General features: G+C 56.7%; 18 protein-coding genes. 7 read left to right on the top strand and 11 right to left on the bottom strand.

The features are described from left to right. Positions 1–63 precede the first annotated feature (63 nt). The 3 genes from IPP88_02595 (at position 64) to IPP88_02585 (ending at position 2,563) form a co-directional block, all read left to right on the top strand. On the top strand, positions 64–327 hold the full coding sequence (locus IPP88_02595; GenBank protein ID MBL0121646.1) for a type II toxin-antitoxin system RelB/DinJ family antitoxin: 264 nt from the start codon (positions 64–66) through the stop codon (positions 325–327). Between the two features lie 1,578 nt (positions 328–1,905). Beyond that, the gene (locus tag IPP88_02590; GenBank protein MBL0121645.1) at positions 1,906–2,109 is read left to right on the top strand and encodes a DUF5623 domain-containing protein; all 204 of its coding nucleotides are present in this window, start codon (positions 1,906–1,908) and stop codon (positions 2,107–2,109) included. A 238-nt stretch (positions 2,110–2,347) separates the two neighbouring features. Beyond that, positions 2,348–2,563, top strand: a complete 216-nt coding sequence (locus tag IPP88_02585; protein ID MBL0121644.1) for a hypothetical protein — start codon at positions 2,348–2,350, stop codon at positions 2,561–2,563. Positions 2,564–2,788: 225 nt separating this feature from the next. On the opposite strand, the gene IPP88_02580 is transcribed toward IPP88_02585, so the two are convergent. The 3 genes from IPP88_02580 to IPP88_02570 form a co-directional block, all read right to left on the bottom strand. After that, positions 2,789–3,436: a ribbon-helix-helix protein, CopG family gene (locus IPP88_02580; protein ID MBL0121643.1), complete on the bottom strand. Its 648-nt coding sequence runs from the start codon at positions 3,434–3,436 to the stop codon at positions 2,789–2,791. A gap of 177 nt (positions 3,437–3,613) precedes the next feature. Continuing rightward, entirely contained in the window at positions 3,614–3,844 is a 231-nt protein-coding gene (locus tag IPP88_02575; GenBank protein MBL0121642.1) for a ribbon-helix-helix protein, CopG family, read from the bottom strand. Positions 3,845–3,991: 147 nt separating this feature from the next. Continuing rightward, positions 3,992–4,198: a DUF433 domain-containing protein gene (locus IPP88_02570; protein MBL0121641.1), complete on the bottom strand. Its 207-nt coding sequence runs from the start codon at positions 4,196–4,198 to the stop codon at positions 3,992–3,994. A gap of 119 nt (positions 4,199–4,317) precedes the next feature. On the opposite strand from IPP88_02570, the gene IPP88_02565 reads away from it, so the two are divergent. Beyond that, a complete protein-coding gene (locus IPP88_02565; GenBank protein MBL0121640.1) occupies positions 4,318–4,617 on the top strand; it encodes a hypothetical protein in 300 nt (99 codons plus the stop codon). 30 nt (positions 4,618–4,647) lie between these two features. On the opposite strand, the gene IPP88_02560 is transcribed toward IPP88_02565, so the two are convergent. From IPP88_02560 to IPP88_02550, 3 genes are read right to left on the bottom strand one after another with little or no spacing between them, the layout of a single operon-like run. Then, positions 4,648–4,893: a DUF2442 domain-containing protein gene (locus IPP88_02560; GenBank protein ID MBL0121639.1), complete on the bottom strand. Its 246-nt coding sequence runs from the start codon at positions 4,891–4,893 to the stop codon at positions 4,648–4,650. 41 nt (positions 4,894–4,934) lie between these two features. Then, a complete protein-coding gene (locus tag IPP88_02555) occupies positions 4,935–5,141 on the bottom strand; it encodes a type II toxin-antitoxin system MqsA family antitoxin (protein ID MBL0121638.1) in 207 nt (68 codons plus the stop codon). A gap of 42 nt (positions 5,142–5,183) precedes the next feature. Then, the gene (locus IPP88_02550) at positions 5,184–5,339 is read right to left on the bottom strand and encodes a hypothetical protein (GenBank protein ID MBL0121637.1); all 156 of its coding nucleotides are present in this window, start codon (positions 5,337–5,339) and stop codon (positions 5,184–5,186) included. 284 nt (positions 5,340–5,623) lie between these two features. On the opposite strand from IPP88_02550, the gene IPP88_02545 reads away from it, so the two are divergent. From IPP88_02545 to IPP88_02535, 3 genes are all read left to right on the top strand, one after another. Beyond that, positions 5,624–6,058: a DUF2384 domain-containing protein gene (locus IPP88_02545; GenBank protein MBL0121636.1), complete on the top strand. Its 435-nt coding sequence runs from the start codon at positions 5,624–5,626 to the stop codon at positions 6,056–6,058. A gap of 133 nt (positions 6,059–6,191) precedes the next feature. After that, entirely contained in the window at positions 6,192–6,473 is a 282-nt protein-coding gene (locus tag IPP88_02540; protein MBL0121635.1) for an AbrB/MazE/SpoVT family DNA-binding domain-containing protein, read from the top strand. A 31-nt stretch (positions 6,474–6,504) separates the two neighbouring features. After that, entirely contained in the window at positions 6,505–6,816 is a 312-nt protein-coding gene (locus tag IPP88_02535) for a hypothetical protein (protein MBL0121634.1), read from the top strand. A 335-nt stretch (positions 6,817–7,151) separates the two neighbouring features. On the opposite strand, the gene IPP88_02530 is transcribed toward IPP88_02535, so the two are convergent. From IPP88_02530 to IPP88_02510, 5 genes are all read right to left on the bottom strand, one after another. Next, complete coding sequence (locus IPP88_02530) at positions 7,152–7,619, bottom strand: hypothetical protein (GenBank protein MBL0121633.1); 468 nt, start codon at positions 7,617–7,619, stop codon at positions 7,152–7,154. Positions 7,620–7,952: 333 nt separating this feature from the next. Beyond that, complete coding sequence (locus IPP88_02525; GenBank protein ID MBL0121632.1) at positions 7,953–9,470, bottom strand: multicopper oxidase domain-containing protein; 1,518 nt, start codon at positions 9,468–9,470, stop codon at positions 7,953–7,955. 76 nt (positions 9,471–9,546) lie between these two features. Continuing rightward, positions 9,547–10,236, bottom strand: coding sequence for a YHS domain-containing protein (locus IPP88_02520; protein MBL0121631.1), 690 nt, complete (start codon positions 10,234–10,236; stop codon positions 9,547–9,549). A gap of 41 nt (positions 10,237–10,277) precedes the next feature. After that, positions 10,278–11,996: a carboxypeptidase regulatory-like domain-containing protein gene (locus IPP88_02515; protein MBL0121630.1), complete on the bottom strand. Its 1,719-nt coding sequence runs from the start codon at positions 11,994–11,996 to the stop codon at positions 10,278–10,280. Between the two features lie 37 nt (positions 11,997–12,033). Beyond that, complete coding sequence (locus tag IPP88_02510; protein MBL0121629.1) at positions 12,034–12,858, bottom strand: hypothetical protein; 825 nt, start codon at positions 12,856–12,858, stop codon at positions 12,034–12,036. Between the last annotated feature and the right edge of the window lie 62 nt (positions 12,859–12,920).

Genomic DNA, 12,920 nt, shown 5'->3' with positions numbered 1-12,920 from the left:
AGGTTATTGCCTGTTATTTCTTGTCTGGCCAAAATCCATCGCTCACAATTTGAGAATTAGACTATGCCTGCAAGCGTTGTCGTTCGAGCCCGGATCGACGGGCAAATCAAGGCCGAAGCCACCATCGTGCTGGCTGCCATGGGGCTCACCGCATCTGACGCATTCCGCATCTTGCTGACGCGTATCGCCCGCGAAAAGAGGTTGCCTTTCGAACTGCTGATTCCGAATACCGTGACTGTCAATGCGATGAATGAAGCGCGTCGCGGAAACTTGCCGTCGGCCAACACTGTGGAAGGTCTGATGGAAGAATTGAATTTGGAAAAGTGAGTACCGCATGGCGCGGCGTCCTGGTTCGTGTCGCTTGGCTCCCGACCGTTAAACGCCGATTCCATAACCCCATTGCAAACCTTGATTGGCAATTGGTCGATGTTGAAAGTGTACGTGGTACCGCTTGATTCAATGGTAGCGAATACGTTGCATCTGCTACGAATAGGGAGCGGCATTCTCCCTTTCTTGGCACGCCGGCCATAGAGGCTTGGAAGTCAAATACGTCTATGAGCGCGCGATCGAGCTCGGCGAGCCTATTGTTGCACTTCCGGTAGGCAACTGTGCCTAGAAGAATTAGGCATGGCAGACAGGCAATGGCTTCGAGAGGGGTGTGTTCCTCGTGCTTTCCATCAGCAGGTTCAAGACACCAAATGCGGGCGTCTATACTTTTCCGCATCAAGTCACTTGCAGGCCGTTTAGGTTAGTGCCATAATTTTCTCGGCTCCGGGCTGAGCCTGACACCCGTCGTTGCAAAGCTGTTGACAGCATGCTTGTTAAACCCTCTTCTACACCATGCAACTTTCTGGTTCCTAGAGGCGGTAGACGGGTGACGTTTCGCAATGAACCCGGAGAGCTGTCATGTCAAGTGCATCAATTCGTCCAACGACGTTGGACGGTATTAAACGCCTCGCAAAATCCATTAAACGCGAACAGAGTATTCAGCACGTCAGGGCGCTGGACGTGGCAGCGAAGCAAGCCGGTTATGAGAATTTTCGGCACGCGACACGGGGCTTCGAAAATGCGAAACCAGGAAAGAGCCGCTACAGCGTGTTCATTTCCGTCTACTGGAGGGATCGCACCGCTGGCGGGGATGGACGCGAAACGCTTACAGTCCTGCTCACAAAACCACTGGATGAGTTGTTGAAGCCTGCCCAACTTGCAAACCAACGGTCCCTGACTGGGCTTCGTTTCGAGGGTCCGGACCATCTTGCCCGAAAATATTTGGTGCGATCACAGTCTGATGCGCGCGATGCCGCCTGCCAAGTAGCGCGCACCCTCCAATTTGTTGATGCCACACAACTCAGTCCGTCCTGAGCGCTTTCCGCGCACTTCCAGGACGCAGTTCATTAAATTCAATTCCGGGCCTGGACCATCAAAGCGTGTGGTACGACGGAGCGTCCAAGCGCTACCTGATTACGGACGAGCCCTACGAATTTTCGGCTGAATTGGCGGAAAAGCGAAGGGCATGGGTCGAGCGGACACGAATTCGCAGTGATCAAGTCAGATTGGGGCGGTATGCACTATCCCGGCGCCTGCCAGTTTTTTTCTCATCGCAGACCCAAGCAAGGGTATTCCGCTGGGACCGGTTGTCGCGGCGCTCAATCAGTTGCCGCCCATTGTTGAGGAACCGTGGGCAGGTGTGTCCGCACCCACCGTTCCCGCATTTTTCAGTCCGGGAAAAATCGCGCAAATTGAAGCCGACAAAAGCAAAGCGCCGGTCCCGCGGAGACCTGCGGCGCACGGAAATACGGTCCGCTACAACCAAACGTTCGTTGGTCCTCAGCGTCGCCCGAAAGCCAGAATGCCGGTCAGTGCGCATTCAGCGATTGGGAAACTCATCACGTCCGTTCTTGTGATATCGAGCACTCGCAAGGTGGTATACACTCGTCTCAACTCTCGGTTCGCTCGGAACTCGACGAATGGGTGCAGCGCGAATACAAGGGCGAGGAGCTTCCGTCGGATCAGTTCTTCGAACTCTATTATCACGAAAGCGGTGCAACAATCACGCGTCGCCTGCCCGATGAAGAAAAGAGCCGGCATCTCGCGAGCATTCAAAAGTGAGAAGTCTTCTCATAGAGCACTATCCTGCGTGTTCTCCCGTTAGCAGGCTATTGAAGAAACTTGATCTTGCGACCGAGTCCATGCGCACTTGGGCAACTTGAGTCTAGTAGGTATTGCGGGCGATGGTGGGAATTCAGTCGTTAATTGCACTCGTCGCCCGAATCCCATTCCTTTTGCGGCAACAACGCAGTAGATGAGCAGTAAACTTTATGCACTCATTCCAACAGTGGAGGTACCCATGGCGACAAAGCATTTTCCAAAAGGCCTTGATGGAAGGCAGCGCGACCAAAGCGGAGAAATCCGGAAGAAGCGTAGCGACACGCTAGTCGCCACTATTCGAAAAGAGGATGGCGATGGCATTGCGCCAGGATATCGGGCAGATGCGAAACTTGGTACCGTTCTTGAGCGCGAAGGGTTGGAGAGTCTTCATCAGTTGATCAAAAAGAAAACCTGATATTGGCGAGGGGCACTGGCACGGCCAATTTGCCGGACAGCCCATAGGAATGGGCGGTCGTGAAATATAAGGCTCGCCGTCTTTCTCATCCTTTCCAAAAACATTTTCAAATCACGTTGCAATTGGTTAGGTTGGCAGTTTTAAGAGGTGGCGGGAACTGACGGTCGCTGGAGTAGTATTCGCGCCGCAATGCAGCACCCGTGGCATCGCGAATGGCCGTGCACTTCACTTCTTGAGCGCCACTTTCCTGGTTTGCCGCGGGCGCTTCTCTTCGGTGGAATCGTCTTTAAGCATGGCCGCCTCGGTGCGAAGTGCGCGGGCAAATTCGGGGTCGCGTGCAATTCGCTCTCTAACTGTTACCCGGAAGCTCCGAGTCAGCGGCGTCTTCTTACCCTTCACAGCGAGCTTCTCGGCGATGAGCCGATCACTTTTCTCGAGCAACATGGCCGCTTCCAACGGAGGGAATCCCAAGTCCGCAAAGATGTTCACACCGGCTGGCGTCACATGACTGGCACCAAATTGGGCTTTCAGGGCCTGCGCATGAAACTTACCGCGCTCAAGTGCCGCGAAATCCTCGCGTCGATAACTGGCGCGCATTTCATCCACTGGGGTTTCAATTTCTTTCTTCGATTTTTTGCCATCAACCAGGCGAGGCATTTTGGCGCGGACGATGGCAGCGTTGTTGGCTCTTCCGGCGTCCATGTCCGCCATCGCTTCCAGCGCTGGGCGCCTTCGCTCTTCTTCCCGATCGATCCACGCGGTCAGCGCCTGGGTCAATACCCAGCCCCGCGATCGCTTCCGGCGCGCGGCGATCTCGTCAACCTTTTCCAAAAGCGGCTGTGGCACCTGCGCGGTAGTGACTTTGCTTTTCATGGGGCGCTCCTTTTGATTCGTGAGTTTCAAATATCTGACAATTAGCCGCGGCAGGTAACAATGATGGCGTTTCCCGGAGGGCGGCGGCGAATCCACGGGTTGATTGCGATCGCCACCGAGGCTGGTCACTATCGGATTGAGGTGCCTGCAGGGTTGTTTCCGGTCTTCTCTCTTTGCTCATTTGTCCAAGCCCAATTCCGCTCTCACCTGATCGGCAGAATGAATTGTCTCTTCGCCATTCCGTGCACGTTCCAATATTGCCGCTGCCCGGTAAAAGTCTTCTAAATCATCCAGACCGCTCGCGATGAGCGCGCGAAGCAGATACGCCTTGGTACGGCCGGTCTGGGCGGCGAGGCGGTCTAGTCGTCGTTCGGTTGCAGGGTCAAGTTGGATTGAGGTCGTCGTCATTGTTGGTTAGCAATTGCCTGTTGGTTGGACTTCGACCGTCACAACAGCAAACTGGATTTCCATGGCGACCGCCTCATCTATTCTGTTCGCACCTTCGTCGTGCGTGATTGTGGCGAGCAAAGTTTCGTCAACTGCCCCCTGATTCAATCATTCGTTGACGGTCCTTGCGGCATAGCGAAGCGCCTGCACGACGTCTTCGCGTTCAAGGTACGGGTAATCAACGAGAAGCTCGTCGACGCTACGCCCGGCGCCAATTTGCCCCAGGATCATTCCAACTGTGACACGCATTCCGCGGATGCGCGCCTTGCCACCCATAACTTCTGGTTGCTGCGTGATTCGATTCAGTGGTTCCATGTTTCCCTCCGCAGGTAAGACGTATTGTCATCGCCGTCGATTGAGAATAACTGGTCAAGACCGTCGTCACCTCCACGGTACAATTTCGACTCGTGGAATCGCTGGGTGCGACTGAACGAATGAATCATGTCACGCTGTTTCCCGACGACAACAGGTCCGGCGCAATAGCGTGGTGTTTCTGTTCGTATATCGAGACCAGATCCCCCACCCAGATCGAGCAGTCCGGCCAACGCGTGGTCGTCGCTATCGCCGACCGCGTCCAGCAACGTATTCATGAGGGCTACCGTGATGTCGTACTCGGCTTCGGTATGAATGGAACGAAGACCGGTCGTCGCCTCAAAGACGCGCCAGGCCTCTTGGAGCGCGTGAAGGTCAAATCGATTTTGGGCGGCAGCCACGATTACACCGGGCCTTTCTGATCTTGCTGGCGAAAGTTATTTCATCCTTATTCACAGCACAGGTCTCGATCGGTCGTAGAGCGTTTCGGGCGCAATATCGATATCCCCGGGCCAACCGACGGTTCCATTCGTGATTGACGCCATCGCAAATCGGGAATGATCCTTCAATTGAGAGAAGGGTTTCTCATCCATATACGGTGACATGTCAAACAGCCGCTTTTCGCCGTTCTCAAACTCAAGATACAGCGTGTAACCTGCCCGGGCTTCAACCTTGACTACATCGAGTAATGGTTCCATGCGAACTTCCTTATTAGCGCGTCGCAATCGGCAAGCGAGGGCTACGCCGCCGCGTTGACCTGCTGACCGAACCTCAGCATCAGACGCATCGTCCGCCGTGACGCCGCCGCGTCCAGAATGGATTCGTCGCAGGCACCACAGAAATCGCCCGTCACCTTGGGAAGTATTGTTGACAGGCCCCTGTAACGGTAGGACACATCACGTGTGTCATGCACCAGCGTTGACTCGCCACAGTTGGGACACTTCATGGCTATCGCTCCTTAAAAAATTCGATGCGTTCGTCGTTCACCTCAGTCCGCTTCAGATTTAGTCGCCCGCTCGCTTTTTCGGCCGGTAAACGTCCTGCCAAACCGATGGTTCGCCTGGCTCGTCATCCGCTTGTAGAAATCGTTCCTACATAGCACCCGCTGTACGTCAACATTGACCCCATCCAGCAGGATTGCCATGTTGCCCCTCCGGTTAAATTGCAGCGGTCCATTTTCCCGATGGTCGCCAACGCAGGCTCATGGGGGGATTTCCGGGATACGGCACGAAAACGCGTTAAAAAGCGTTGAATCCCGGAAAAACGCAATGAAACAGTTACTTAGCAAGTGTGGTAGTGTAATCCCATGGCTGGGATTTGGGGATTTTTTGCGCCGGAACGCTCGGCCATTTGCCGTCGTTTGATCCGCCGTTCCAGGCAACAACTCGCTGGTCTTTTTTGCGCCACGTTGGCGCCAACCCGGTCACCATGCATAAATTGGCCAACCAAAAACTTTCAGGCGAACAGCCTTTGGACTTGAAATCGCCCGACGTGGGACGGAAAGGGCTGGCGGTGTTCTTTCGTATCGCGGCACGTTGGACGTTGGATGTTCCGACGCAGATGGTGTTACTGGGGATTCGCAGCCGATCCACTTACTATCGATGGCGAAAGTTGAAGAACCGTTCGCTTAAGCCGGACACGCTGGTGCGGCTGTCATACATCTTCGGCATCTACAAAGCGTTGCAAATACTGTTGCCAAAGGCGGACCTGGCAGATGGCTGGATGCACAAGCCGAATACGGCACCGCTCTTCAAGGGAAAGTCGGCGTTGGACTATATGCGCGGCGGCCAAGTTGCCGACCTTCGGGCGGTGCGACGATACCTTGATAGCGTTATCGCAAATGACATTGCGGACATTTCTTGAGTCCTTCGCCGATCCGAGGCAAGACGCGCGCTATGTGCGTGCCGCCAGTGGAGGGACGAAAAGAATACGCGTCACGCAAGAAAATCTGGCGGGAAGAACCCAGACACACTCGGAAATAGCAGCGAACAACATTTTGAAATCCGGGAGGCCACCATGTTTCGATACCGCTAAACTTTTCACCATCGGCCGCAGCCGGGCTGTGCGACTGCCAGAAAAATACCGCTTCAAGGGTAAGCTGGTTTACATCCGTCGCGATCCGGTGACGGGCGACGTTGTGATCTCAAGCCGGTCGACATATTGGGCAGGCTTTTTTGCCGCGCGTAAAGCGGCTGACGTGCCTGCTGACTTCCTAAGCAAGGCCGAGCGTTTTCAGGACGATCAAATCCGTGATCCGCTGGAGGGAATTGACGAGTGACCGAGCCAGAGCCGAGCACCGCTTGGCAAGCTTGCATAGGTTACTGAGCGCAAGCGCGGCGGCGGATTTTCTAAACGCAGGGTTGCCGCGGGAAAAGGTCGCCTTGGTCGTGAAGGCGTCGTGCATCGCCAAGCTCTCCAAGCGCCTGGAGTCGGATTCGCGTTTGGTTAAGATCAGTGCGTGCGCGTGTCAGGCGCTCGACACGGAAAATGCGGCCTATCACGGGATGTCGCACCTAGACCTGCTACTCGGTGGATGGACGCCGATTGAAGCAATGCTCGCGGGGAACGACGATCAGGTCGTGAGGCTCATCATAAATATTGAGCACGGCTTGCCGATCTGACTTCAGCACGAGAGTGCCGCCAAATCTAGGCGTCTTGTCTAAATGGTAGCTGGGAAGCGGGCGAAAAGGGACGTGACCAAAGTAATGATGCGCTGAAAGAAGATAGGAATGCGTTTTTTTGTGTCAATGGAGGCATTGTTACTCCGTTCGGGAAGAATTGTTTTCCGCATACATCAAGTCTTTGTAGAAGCGCAGTCATAAGAGGCGTCGCATTGGCGGCGAATATGCCGGGATCAAATTGATCGCAGCCTCCTCGCCCCCGCGAGAACAGTTCGTATGATCGCTTTCGCGATTTTTGTGGAGGTAAGGTTTGGTTTCAACCGCCTAGAATCAAACTAGTCCGTATGCACCAATGTTCCGTTGCGGAAAGTGTAGGCATGCGGAACAGCCTCCCAGCCCGTTTCGCTGTCGACGTAGCGCCAACCATGCCAACCATTCACGGTTAAGGCGTTCTTTGTAGTTTCTTTCCGCGCGCGCTCTTGATCGAGCGAAGCCGGGCTTGGCTTTGGCGGGTTGTGACCAAGCTTGTCAGCATGGACCCATTTTCCATTGCGGAATTCGTAGGCGTGCTGAACAAGCTCCCAACCGGTATCACTGTTGACGTAGCGCCAGCCATGAAAAGTTGCCGGCTCCTTGGTAGCTTCATTTCGCCCAGCATCTATTTGCGTCCGCGTTTCAGTACTTGGAACGATGTGCATGACCGAGCTGGGTTCATCGTTCGACGCATGAAATGTCTGGTCGGCAACGGCTATGCCAGCCGACAGGAACAGGGCAACAGAAATGGGGATGATTTTATTGAACATGGCAAACTCCTATTGATCGTTTCATTTACCAGGTTTTCGCTTGGTAACCGCGCTGCAAAGTGCCCGCGATGGAATGAAGTGTGACCTTCGGCTGCCGTCAGAAAGCTGGCCGCGTCATTACAGTTTTGTCCACGTTGCCGACTCGTTAACCAATAAGCCAACAATAGTGGTGACCGTAGAGCGTGGACGCATCGCGGTGGGTGATAGAACAAACCTGAAAGACAAGGCAACGAAAAGCATGCTGATCCGGAAATTCAACGCGGGGTAGCGATACGGCTTAGCACCATTTTCGTGAGAATTATTGGCCTACTCCGGCATTGCTTAAACACAATACTATGCAAACGAAACAAATTGCACGACATTGAAATTCAGCATCATGCCGTCGTCCTCGTGTTCGAGGTTATGGCAATGAAGTACGTAATTGCCGGCAACGGCGAAACGCAGCACGATCTCAACCGTTTCCATGGAACGCACCAGCACCGTGTCCTTCCAGCCAAAGTCGGTCGGCAGGCGATTCGCCGCACTGCCATCGCGTGACACCACCTGAAATTGAGTGCCGTGCACGTGCATCGGATGCGGCTCGCCGCCGCGGTTGACGAATTGCCAGCGCTCAAGATCGCCGTGCCGGGCGACGAAATCGATGCGCGCGCTATCGTAGACGAGACCGTTAATGCGATGCAGGCCGTTGCTCATGCCGCCCATTTCCGTCAGCTCGAATACGCGGCTCGTGGTTGCCGCCGCCGGATCGAGCCGGATGATGGCGGAAAAGACGGCCGGGATCGTGCCCGCATTGGCGGCGACGGCGGTCGAGACAACAAAAGTAATCAAGTCGAAGGCGCTGCCTTGCGGTGGCGCCGTGCCCATCATCCCTCCGCCCATCATGCCGCCCGATAGCGCGAACGCCGCACTGACGAACCGGATCGATTTTCCGGCATCGCCGCGCAGGTCCAGCAATATCTCCGCGCGTTCGCCCGGCGCAAGCAGCAGGCTGGTCACCACGACAGGTGCTGGCATTAAGCCGCCGTCGGTACCAATCAACCAAAAATTGCGGCCGTCTACCAGCGCCGGATTCAGGACGCGCGCATTCGACGCATTCAGTAGCCGCAAGCGGATGATCGCGGGCTCGACACTGGCTGAAATCGACCCGGACATTCCGTTGACCGTCATCGTATTGCCGAGCCAGCCGGTCATGAAATCCATGGCGGTTGGCTGATAAATCAACGCGCCATTGCTCACGCGCTTGTCGGCGAGCACCAGCGGAATGTCACGCACGCCGGTCGGCAGTCCGCGCGCGGCGTCGTTGCCGTCGTCGACAATCAGCATTCCCGCGAGTCCGGAATACGCCTGCCGCGCCGTCGCCCCGTCGGGATGCGGATGATACCAATAGGTGCCGGGACGCTCATTGACCGTGAAGGTGTAGCGCTTGCTGTTACCGGGCGCGACCCGTTCGGTGGGATGGCCGTCCATGCCCGCTGCCGCAGCCAACCCGTGCCAGTGAATGTTGGTGGATTCCGTCAACTGGTTTTGCAAGGTGAGGTCGAGCGTGCCGCCCGCCGCGAGCCGGATCAAAGGCGATGGCCATTGGCCGTTGTACAGCAGCGCGCCGGTGCGTGCGCCGCTGCCGAGATCGTAGCTTCCCGCGGCGGCGCTGATATTGTTTCCGGATAATGTGATCGGCAGCCTCAGGCTGTTCGCGCCTGAGGTGCCAGTTGATTGCGCGCTGCTACCGGTAATGGCCCCCGCGTTGTTGTCGCCGCCACCGCCGCTGCCGCAACCCGTTAGTCCCAACAGGCCGAGCGCGGCCAATCCGGTCAGTATTTCGCGGCGTTCTTCATCAATGGGCAGATTCATTCATTCCTCGATTTATTTAAGACGCGCACGCGTTGATTCCGTGATCGGCGAAGCGCCAGACGATTGGGTAAAACACTCAGTTCTTCCTGCGCAAAACGCAAAGATTGCGCGGGACGCGTGACGTGACCACGAGGGCGATATTGGAATGGATCCCGCCTTCGCCTTCGTGGGCCGAGAGAAACTCTGTCACCGATAGGTAATGCACCACATCGCACAAGGTCAGCTCGCGCCGCGCCGGCCATTCCGCGAAACTCTCCTCCGCGCATTCCAGGATCGCGTCGGCCGCCATCGAATCGCAGCCTGTGCGTATCATGACCACCAGCTTGAAGCGTTCCCTCTCAGGCATTTTGGGATGATCGGCGGAGACCGTGCGATACAGCGCCAGCAGTTCGTCGCTCGCTCGCGCGGCATGACGGCGCTCACGCCTTGCGAGGAACCACAAGCCAATCTGCCCGCGCAATCCGACATGCGCCCGATGTTGATGTTTGCCGCCGGGCTTCAAGGCACCTTCCGCCATCGTCTGGCGACCCGGTTCTTCACGAACCTCGACAACTGGCAGCGCCGGAACGGGTGTGGATTCGTCATGTGCCGGCAAGTCGATGACGACGACGCGCAACGGACCGGCCATGAAACGCGCACGGCACGCCTCGCTGCAGAAGTAGAACAGCGCCCCGCCGCGCACACAGTAATGCGGCGACGCGGTGTTGATCGACGCGCCGCAAACGGGGTCAATCAGCTCAAACTGCGTCGCGTCGTTGGGTCGCATGATGTTATCTCCATGGTTTCCGTGCCCCAAATGCCCGAGCATCAAATGTGCCCATTGGAGCCGTTCAGCCTTTGCATCAGTGCCGCCATGTCCGCGATCGTCAGGCCTGACATGTTTGCGGCGGAATTCATGAATCCGGTCATCGCTGTCGCCAGGCCACTGGTGCCTGCATTTGCTTGCATCATGCTTGTCCCCATCATCCCGCCCATCGACATGGAAATCTGCGTGGTCCCTTTTTTGCCGTCCATGACGCCATCGAACGCGTCGTTCATCATCGCCGTGCAGAGAGACGAGGAGACCGACATATTGAATGACTTGGCGTATTGCGACATGGCGGCCAGCGCCATGCCATAGTTGCGCTGATCCTGGCTCGCACCGGCGCCAGAACCTGATACTGTGGGATTCATGGGTCGCGTGTGGAGGATATCGTTGACCAGGAAGTAGTTGCCCATGGCCATATTCGCCGCGACGATGTTGGCGTCCGTCATACCGCCGCTCATGCCCAGCGCCCGGCTCTGTGCCATGGCCGTGAGCGGAGTGATCCAGATACCGGTCACATTCGCCCCGCTGGCTACGGTCGGCAGCAGAGCGCTCATGAATTCGTTTGCCGCCATCATCATGGTTGTCTGGGTTGCCGCATCGATGTAGCTTGCGCCGCTCATCTGCAACATCACGGGGCCGGTGTAGGTGCCCAGCGAAAGGCTGAAGTTGCCCTGGCTATCGGTGGTGACGCTGGCGATCTGCGCGCCCATCGCGCCATTGTTGATCGCGAGGGCCACGACGGTTGCATTGCTTACTGGTCCGTTGAACACGGTTCCACTCACCGTCGCATTGCTGACGGGTGGCATACCACTGAGGATCTGGCCGCCCGACCCATTCAGCTTGTTCACAAGCGCCGCCGTCATGATGCCGGATCGGTTTTGCGCGGAGTTCATGAAGGCATTCATGGCGGCACCCATCCCCGTCGTTCCCGCGTTTGACGGCATCATTCCACCCGCCATGCCGCCCATGCCACCCATTTGCACGGGTGCGCTGCCGGCCTTGCCATCCATCATTCCGTCCGAGGCATCGTTCATTAGCGCGGTGACCATGGCCGAGGTGGAATTCAGGCCAAGGGTCTGCGCATATTTCGACATCGCCGCCAGCGTCATACCGTAGTTCTGTGCATCCTGGCTTGCGCCGGCGCCCGAACCCGCCACCAGGGTATTGATCGGTGGAACGTGCAGGATGTCGTTCACCGAGAAATAGTTACCCATGGCGGTATTCGCCGTTGCAATATTGGCGTCCGTCATGCCGCCCGCCATGCGGTGCGCCAGCGTTTGCGCCATGGCGGTGACCGGCGTCACCTGGATACCAGTGCTGTTTGCGCCAGCAGCAACCGGCGGCATGATGGCGGTCATCACGTCACCTGATGCCATGGCCATCGTTGCGCCCGTGGCTTCGTCCACGTAGCTTCCGCCGCTCACCTGTAACATGACGGCGCCGGCGTGTGCACCGATGGACATGGTGAAGTTGCCATTGGCGCCGGTCGTTGCCGTGCCGATTTGTGCGCCCATTTGACCGTTGCTGATGGCAAAGCCAGCCATCGTGCCATTGCCCACCGGCCCTTTGGTGACCGTCCCGCTGATATAGCCTGTGCCGCCGGAGCCGACGCCGGCGACGGCGCTATCCCCGCCTCCCCCGCCGCACGCGGTTGCAAGCAACATCGTCACGACCATCGCGATGATGATTCGGATACGCACAAACGAGTAAGTGGACATTTGAGACTCCTGAGAAATGCAAAGACAGCGAACTGAACTAGGGTTTGAGATTGGGGCCGTGATAGAAATACATGCCGATTCGGATGCGTTGATCAGCGTCGGACTGGCCCCGGTCTTGATCACTCAGGACCGTGGCGTTGCGGACAATTTCATGGAAAGCGCTTGACCAGATTTGACGGGCCAATTTGTTCATGGCGACCACTGATTCCGGGCGCAGGTTATCGGCAAACACGCTCTGCTCGAGCATCGGGGTACCGCTGTCCGTCAAGTTGTGCACGGCTGCGGCGAGATGATCGCCGACGTTATCGGAGAACAACCGCAACAATTCAGCGGTCCCTTCCTTGGGCACAAAAGCCTCAAGACACAGGCTGACTTTGTCGTTTTCTCCATTCGCGGTGGCCTCGGCGCGCCGCGCAACGCCAAGGCGTATCAACTCCTGCAACAACGTGTGCGGGTGGACGTCATTCGATATAGAGACCGCCAGTGCCTCAAACGAGCCGGGACCACCGGCGCGATCCAGCACCCGTGGCTGCCCTTTCTTGTCGCAATATTCCGGATCATTCGCCCAACGGGTAAAGACTTCCATGGCCGCGCCGAGGGTTTTAGCCTGGGGGCGAGGCTGGCCGACCGAGCGCCACTCGCGTACATCTTTGCGGTGAATGCCCGTCAAGGCACTGATGCGCGAATCATTGACCCGCGCCGAACTTTCTTCGAGAAGGCTCGTGGCGGATTCGAGAAATGTCGTCTTGAGTGCGTTGGCGAAGCGGGGATAGGTCACCCCCTCACGCAACATCAACTCGACCATCGGCGCCAATACACGCAAGGCAGCAGCAAGAGAAAGATCGGCACGCGATTCGGACATGATCTATAAGCAATTCGACTTTTTGAAATGGGAATATATCCCATTTTTTGGGGATTTGCAAG

The sequence above is a fragment of the Betaproteobacteria bacterium genome (genome assembly GCA_016720925.1).
GTDB lineage: Bacteria > Pseudomonadota > Gammaproteobacteria > Burkholderiales > Usitatibacteraceae > UKL13-2.
This window is presented reverse-complemented; position numbering and strand designations above follow the sequence as displayed.

Coding starts and splice junctions, on each gene's coding strand:
- IPP88_02595 (MBL0121646.1), top strand. CDS start 64: ATGCCTGCAAGCGTTGTCGTTCGAGCCCGGATCGACGGGCAAATCAAG.
- IPP88_02585 (MBL0121644.1), top strand. CDS start 2,348: ATGGCGACAAAGCATTTTCCAAAAGGCCTTGATGGAAGGCAGCGCGAC.
- IPP88_02580 (MBL0121643.1), bottom strand. CDS start 3,436: ATGAAAAGCAAAGTCACTACCGCGCAGGTGCCACAGCCGCTTTTGGAA.
- IPP88_02575 (MBL0121642.1), bottom strand. CDS start 3,844: ATGACGACGACCTCAATCCAACTTGACCCTGCAACCGAACGACGACTA.
- IPP88_02570 (MBL0121641.1), bottom strand. CDS start 4,198: ATGGAACCACTGAATCGAATCACGCAGCAACCAGAAGTTATGGGTGGC.
- IPP88_02565 (MBL0121640.1), top strand. CDS start 4,318: ATGAATCATGTCACGCTGTTTCCCGACGACAACAGGTCCGGCGCAATA.
- IPP88_02560 (MBL0121639.1), bottom strand. CDS start 4,893: ATGGAACCATTACTCGATGTAGTCAAGGTTGAAGCCCGGGCAGGTTAC.
- IPP88_02555 (MBL0121638.1), bottom strand. CDS start 5,141: ATGAAGTGTCCCAACTGTGGCGAGTCAACGCTGGTGCATGACACACGT.
- IPP88_02550 (MBL0121637.1), bottom strand. CDS start 5,339: ATGGCAATCCTGCTGGATGGGGTCAATGTTGACGTACAGCGGGTGCTA.
- IPP88_02545 (MBL0121636.1), top strand. CDS start 5,624: ATGCATAAATTGGCCAACCAAAAACTTTCAGGCGAACAGCCTTTGGAC.
- IPP88_02530 (MBL0121633.1), bottom strand. CDS start 7,619: ATGTTCAATAAAATCATCCCCATTTCTGTTGCCCTGTTCCTGTCGGCT.
- IPP88_02525 (MBL0121632.1), bottom strand. CDS start 9,470: ATGAATCTGCCCATTGATGAAGAACGCCGCGAAATACTGACCGGATTG.
- IPP88_02520 (MBL0121631.1), bottom strand. CDS start 10,236: ATGCGACCCAACGACGCGACGCAGTTTGAGCTGATTGACCCCGTTTGC.
- IPP88_02515 (MBL0121630.1), bottom strand. CDS start 11,996: ATGTCCACTTACTCGTTTGTGCGTATCCGAATCATCATCGCGATGGTC.
- IPP88_02510 (MBL0121629.1), bottom strand. CDS start 12,858: ATGTCCGAATCGCGTGCCGATCTTTCTCTTGCTGCTGCCTTGCGTGTA.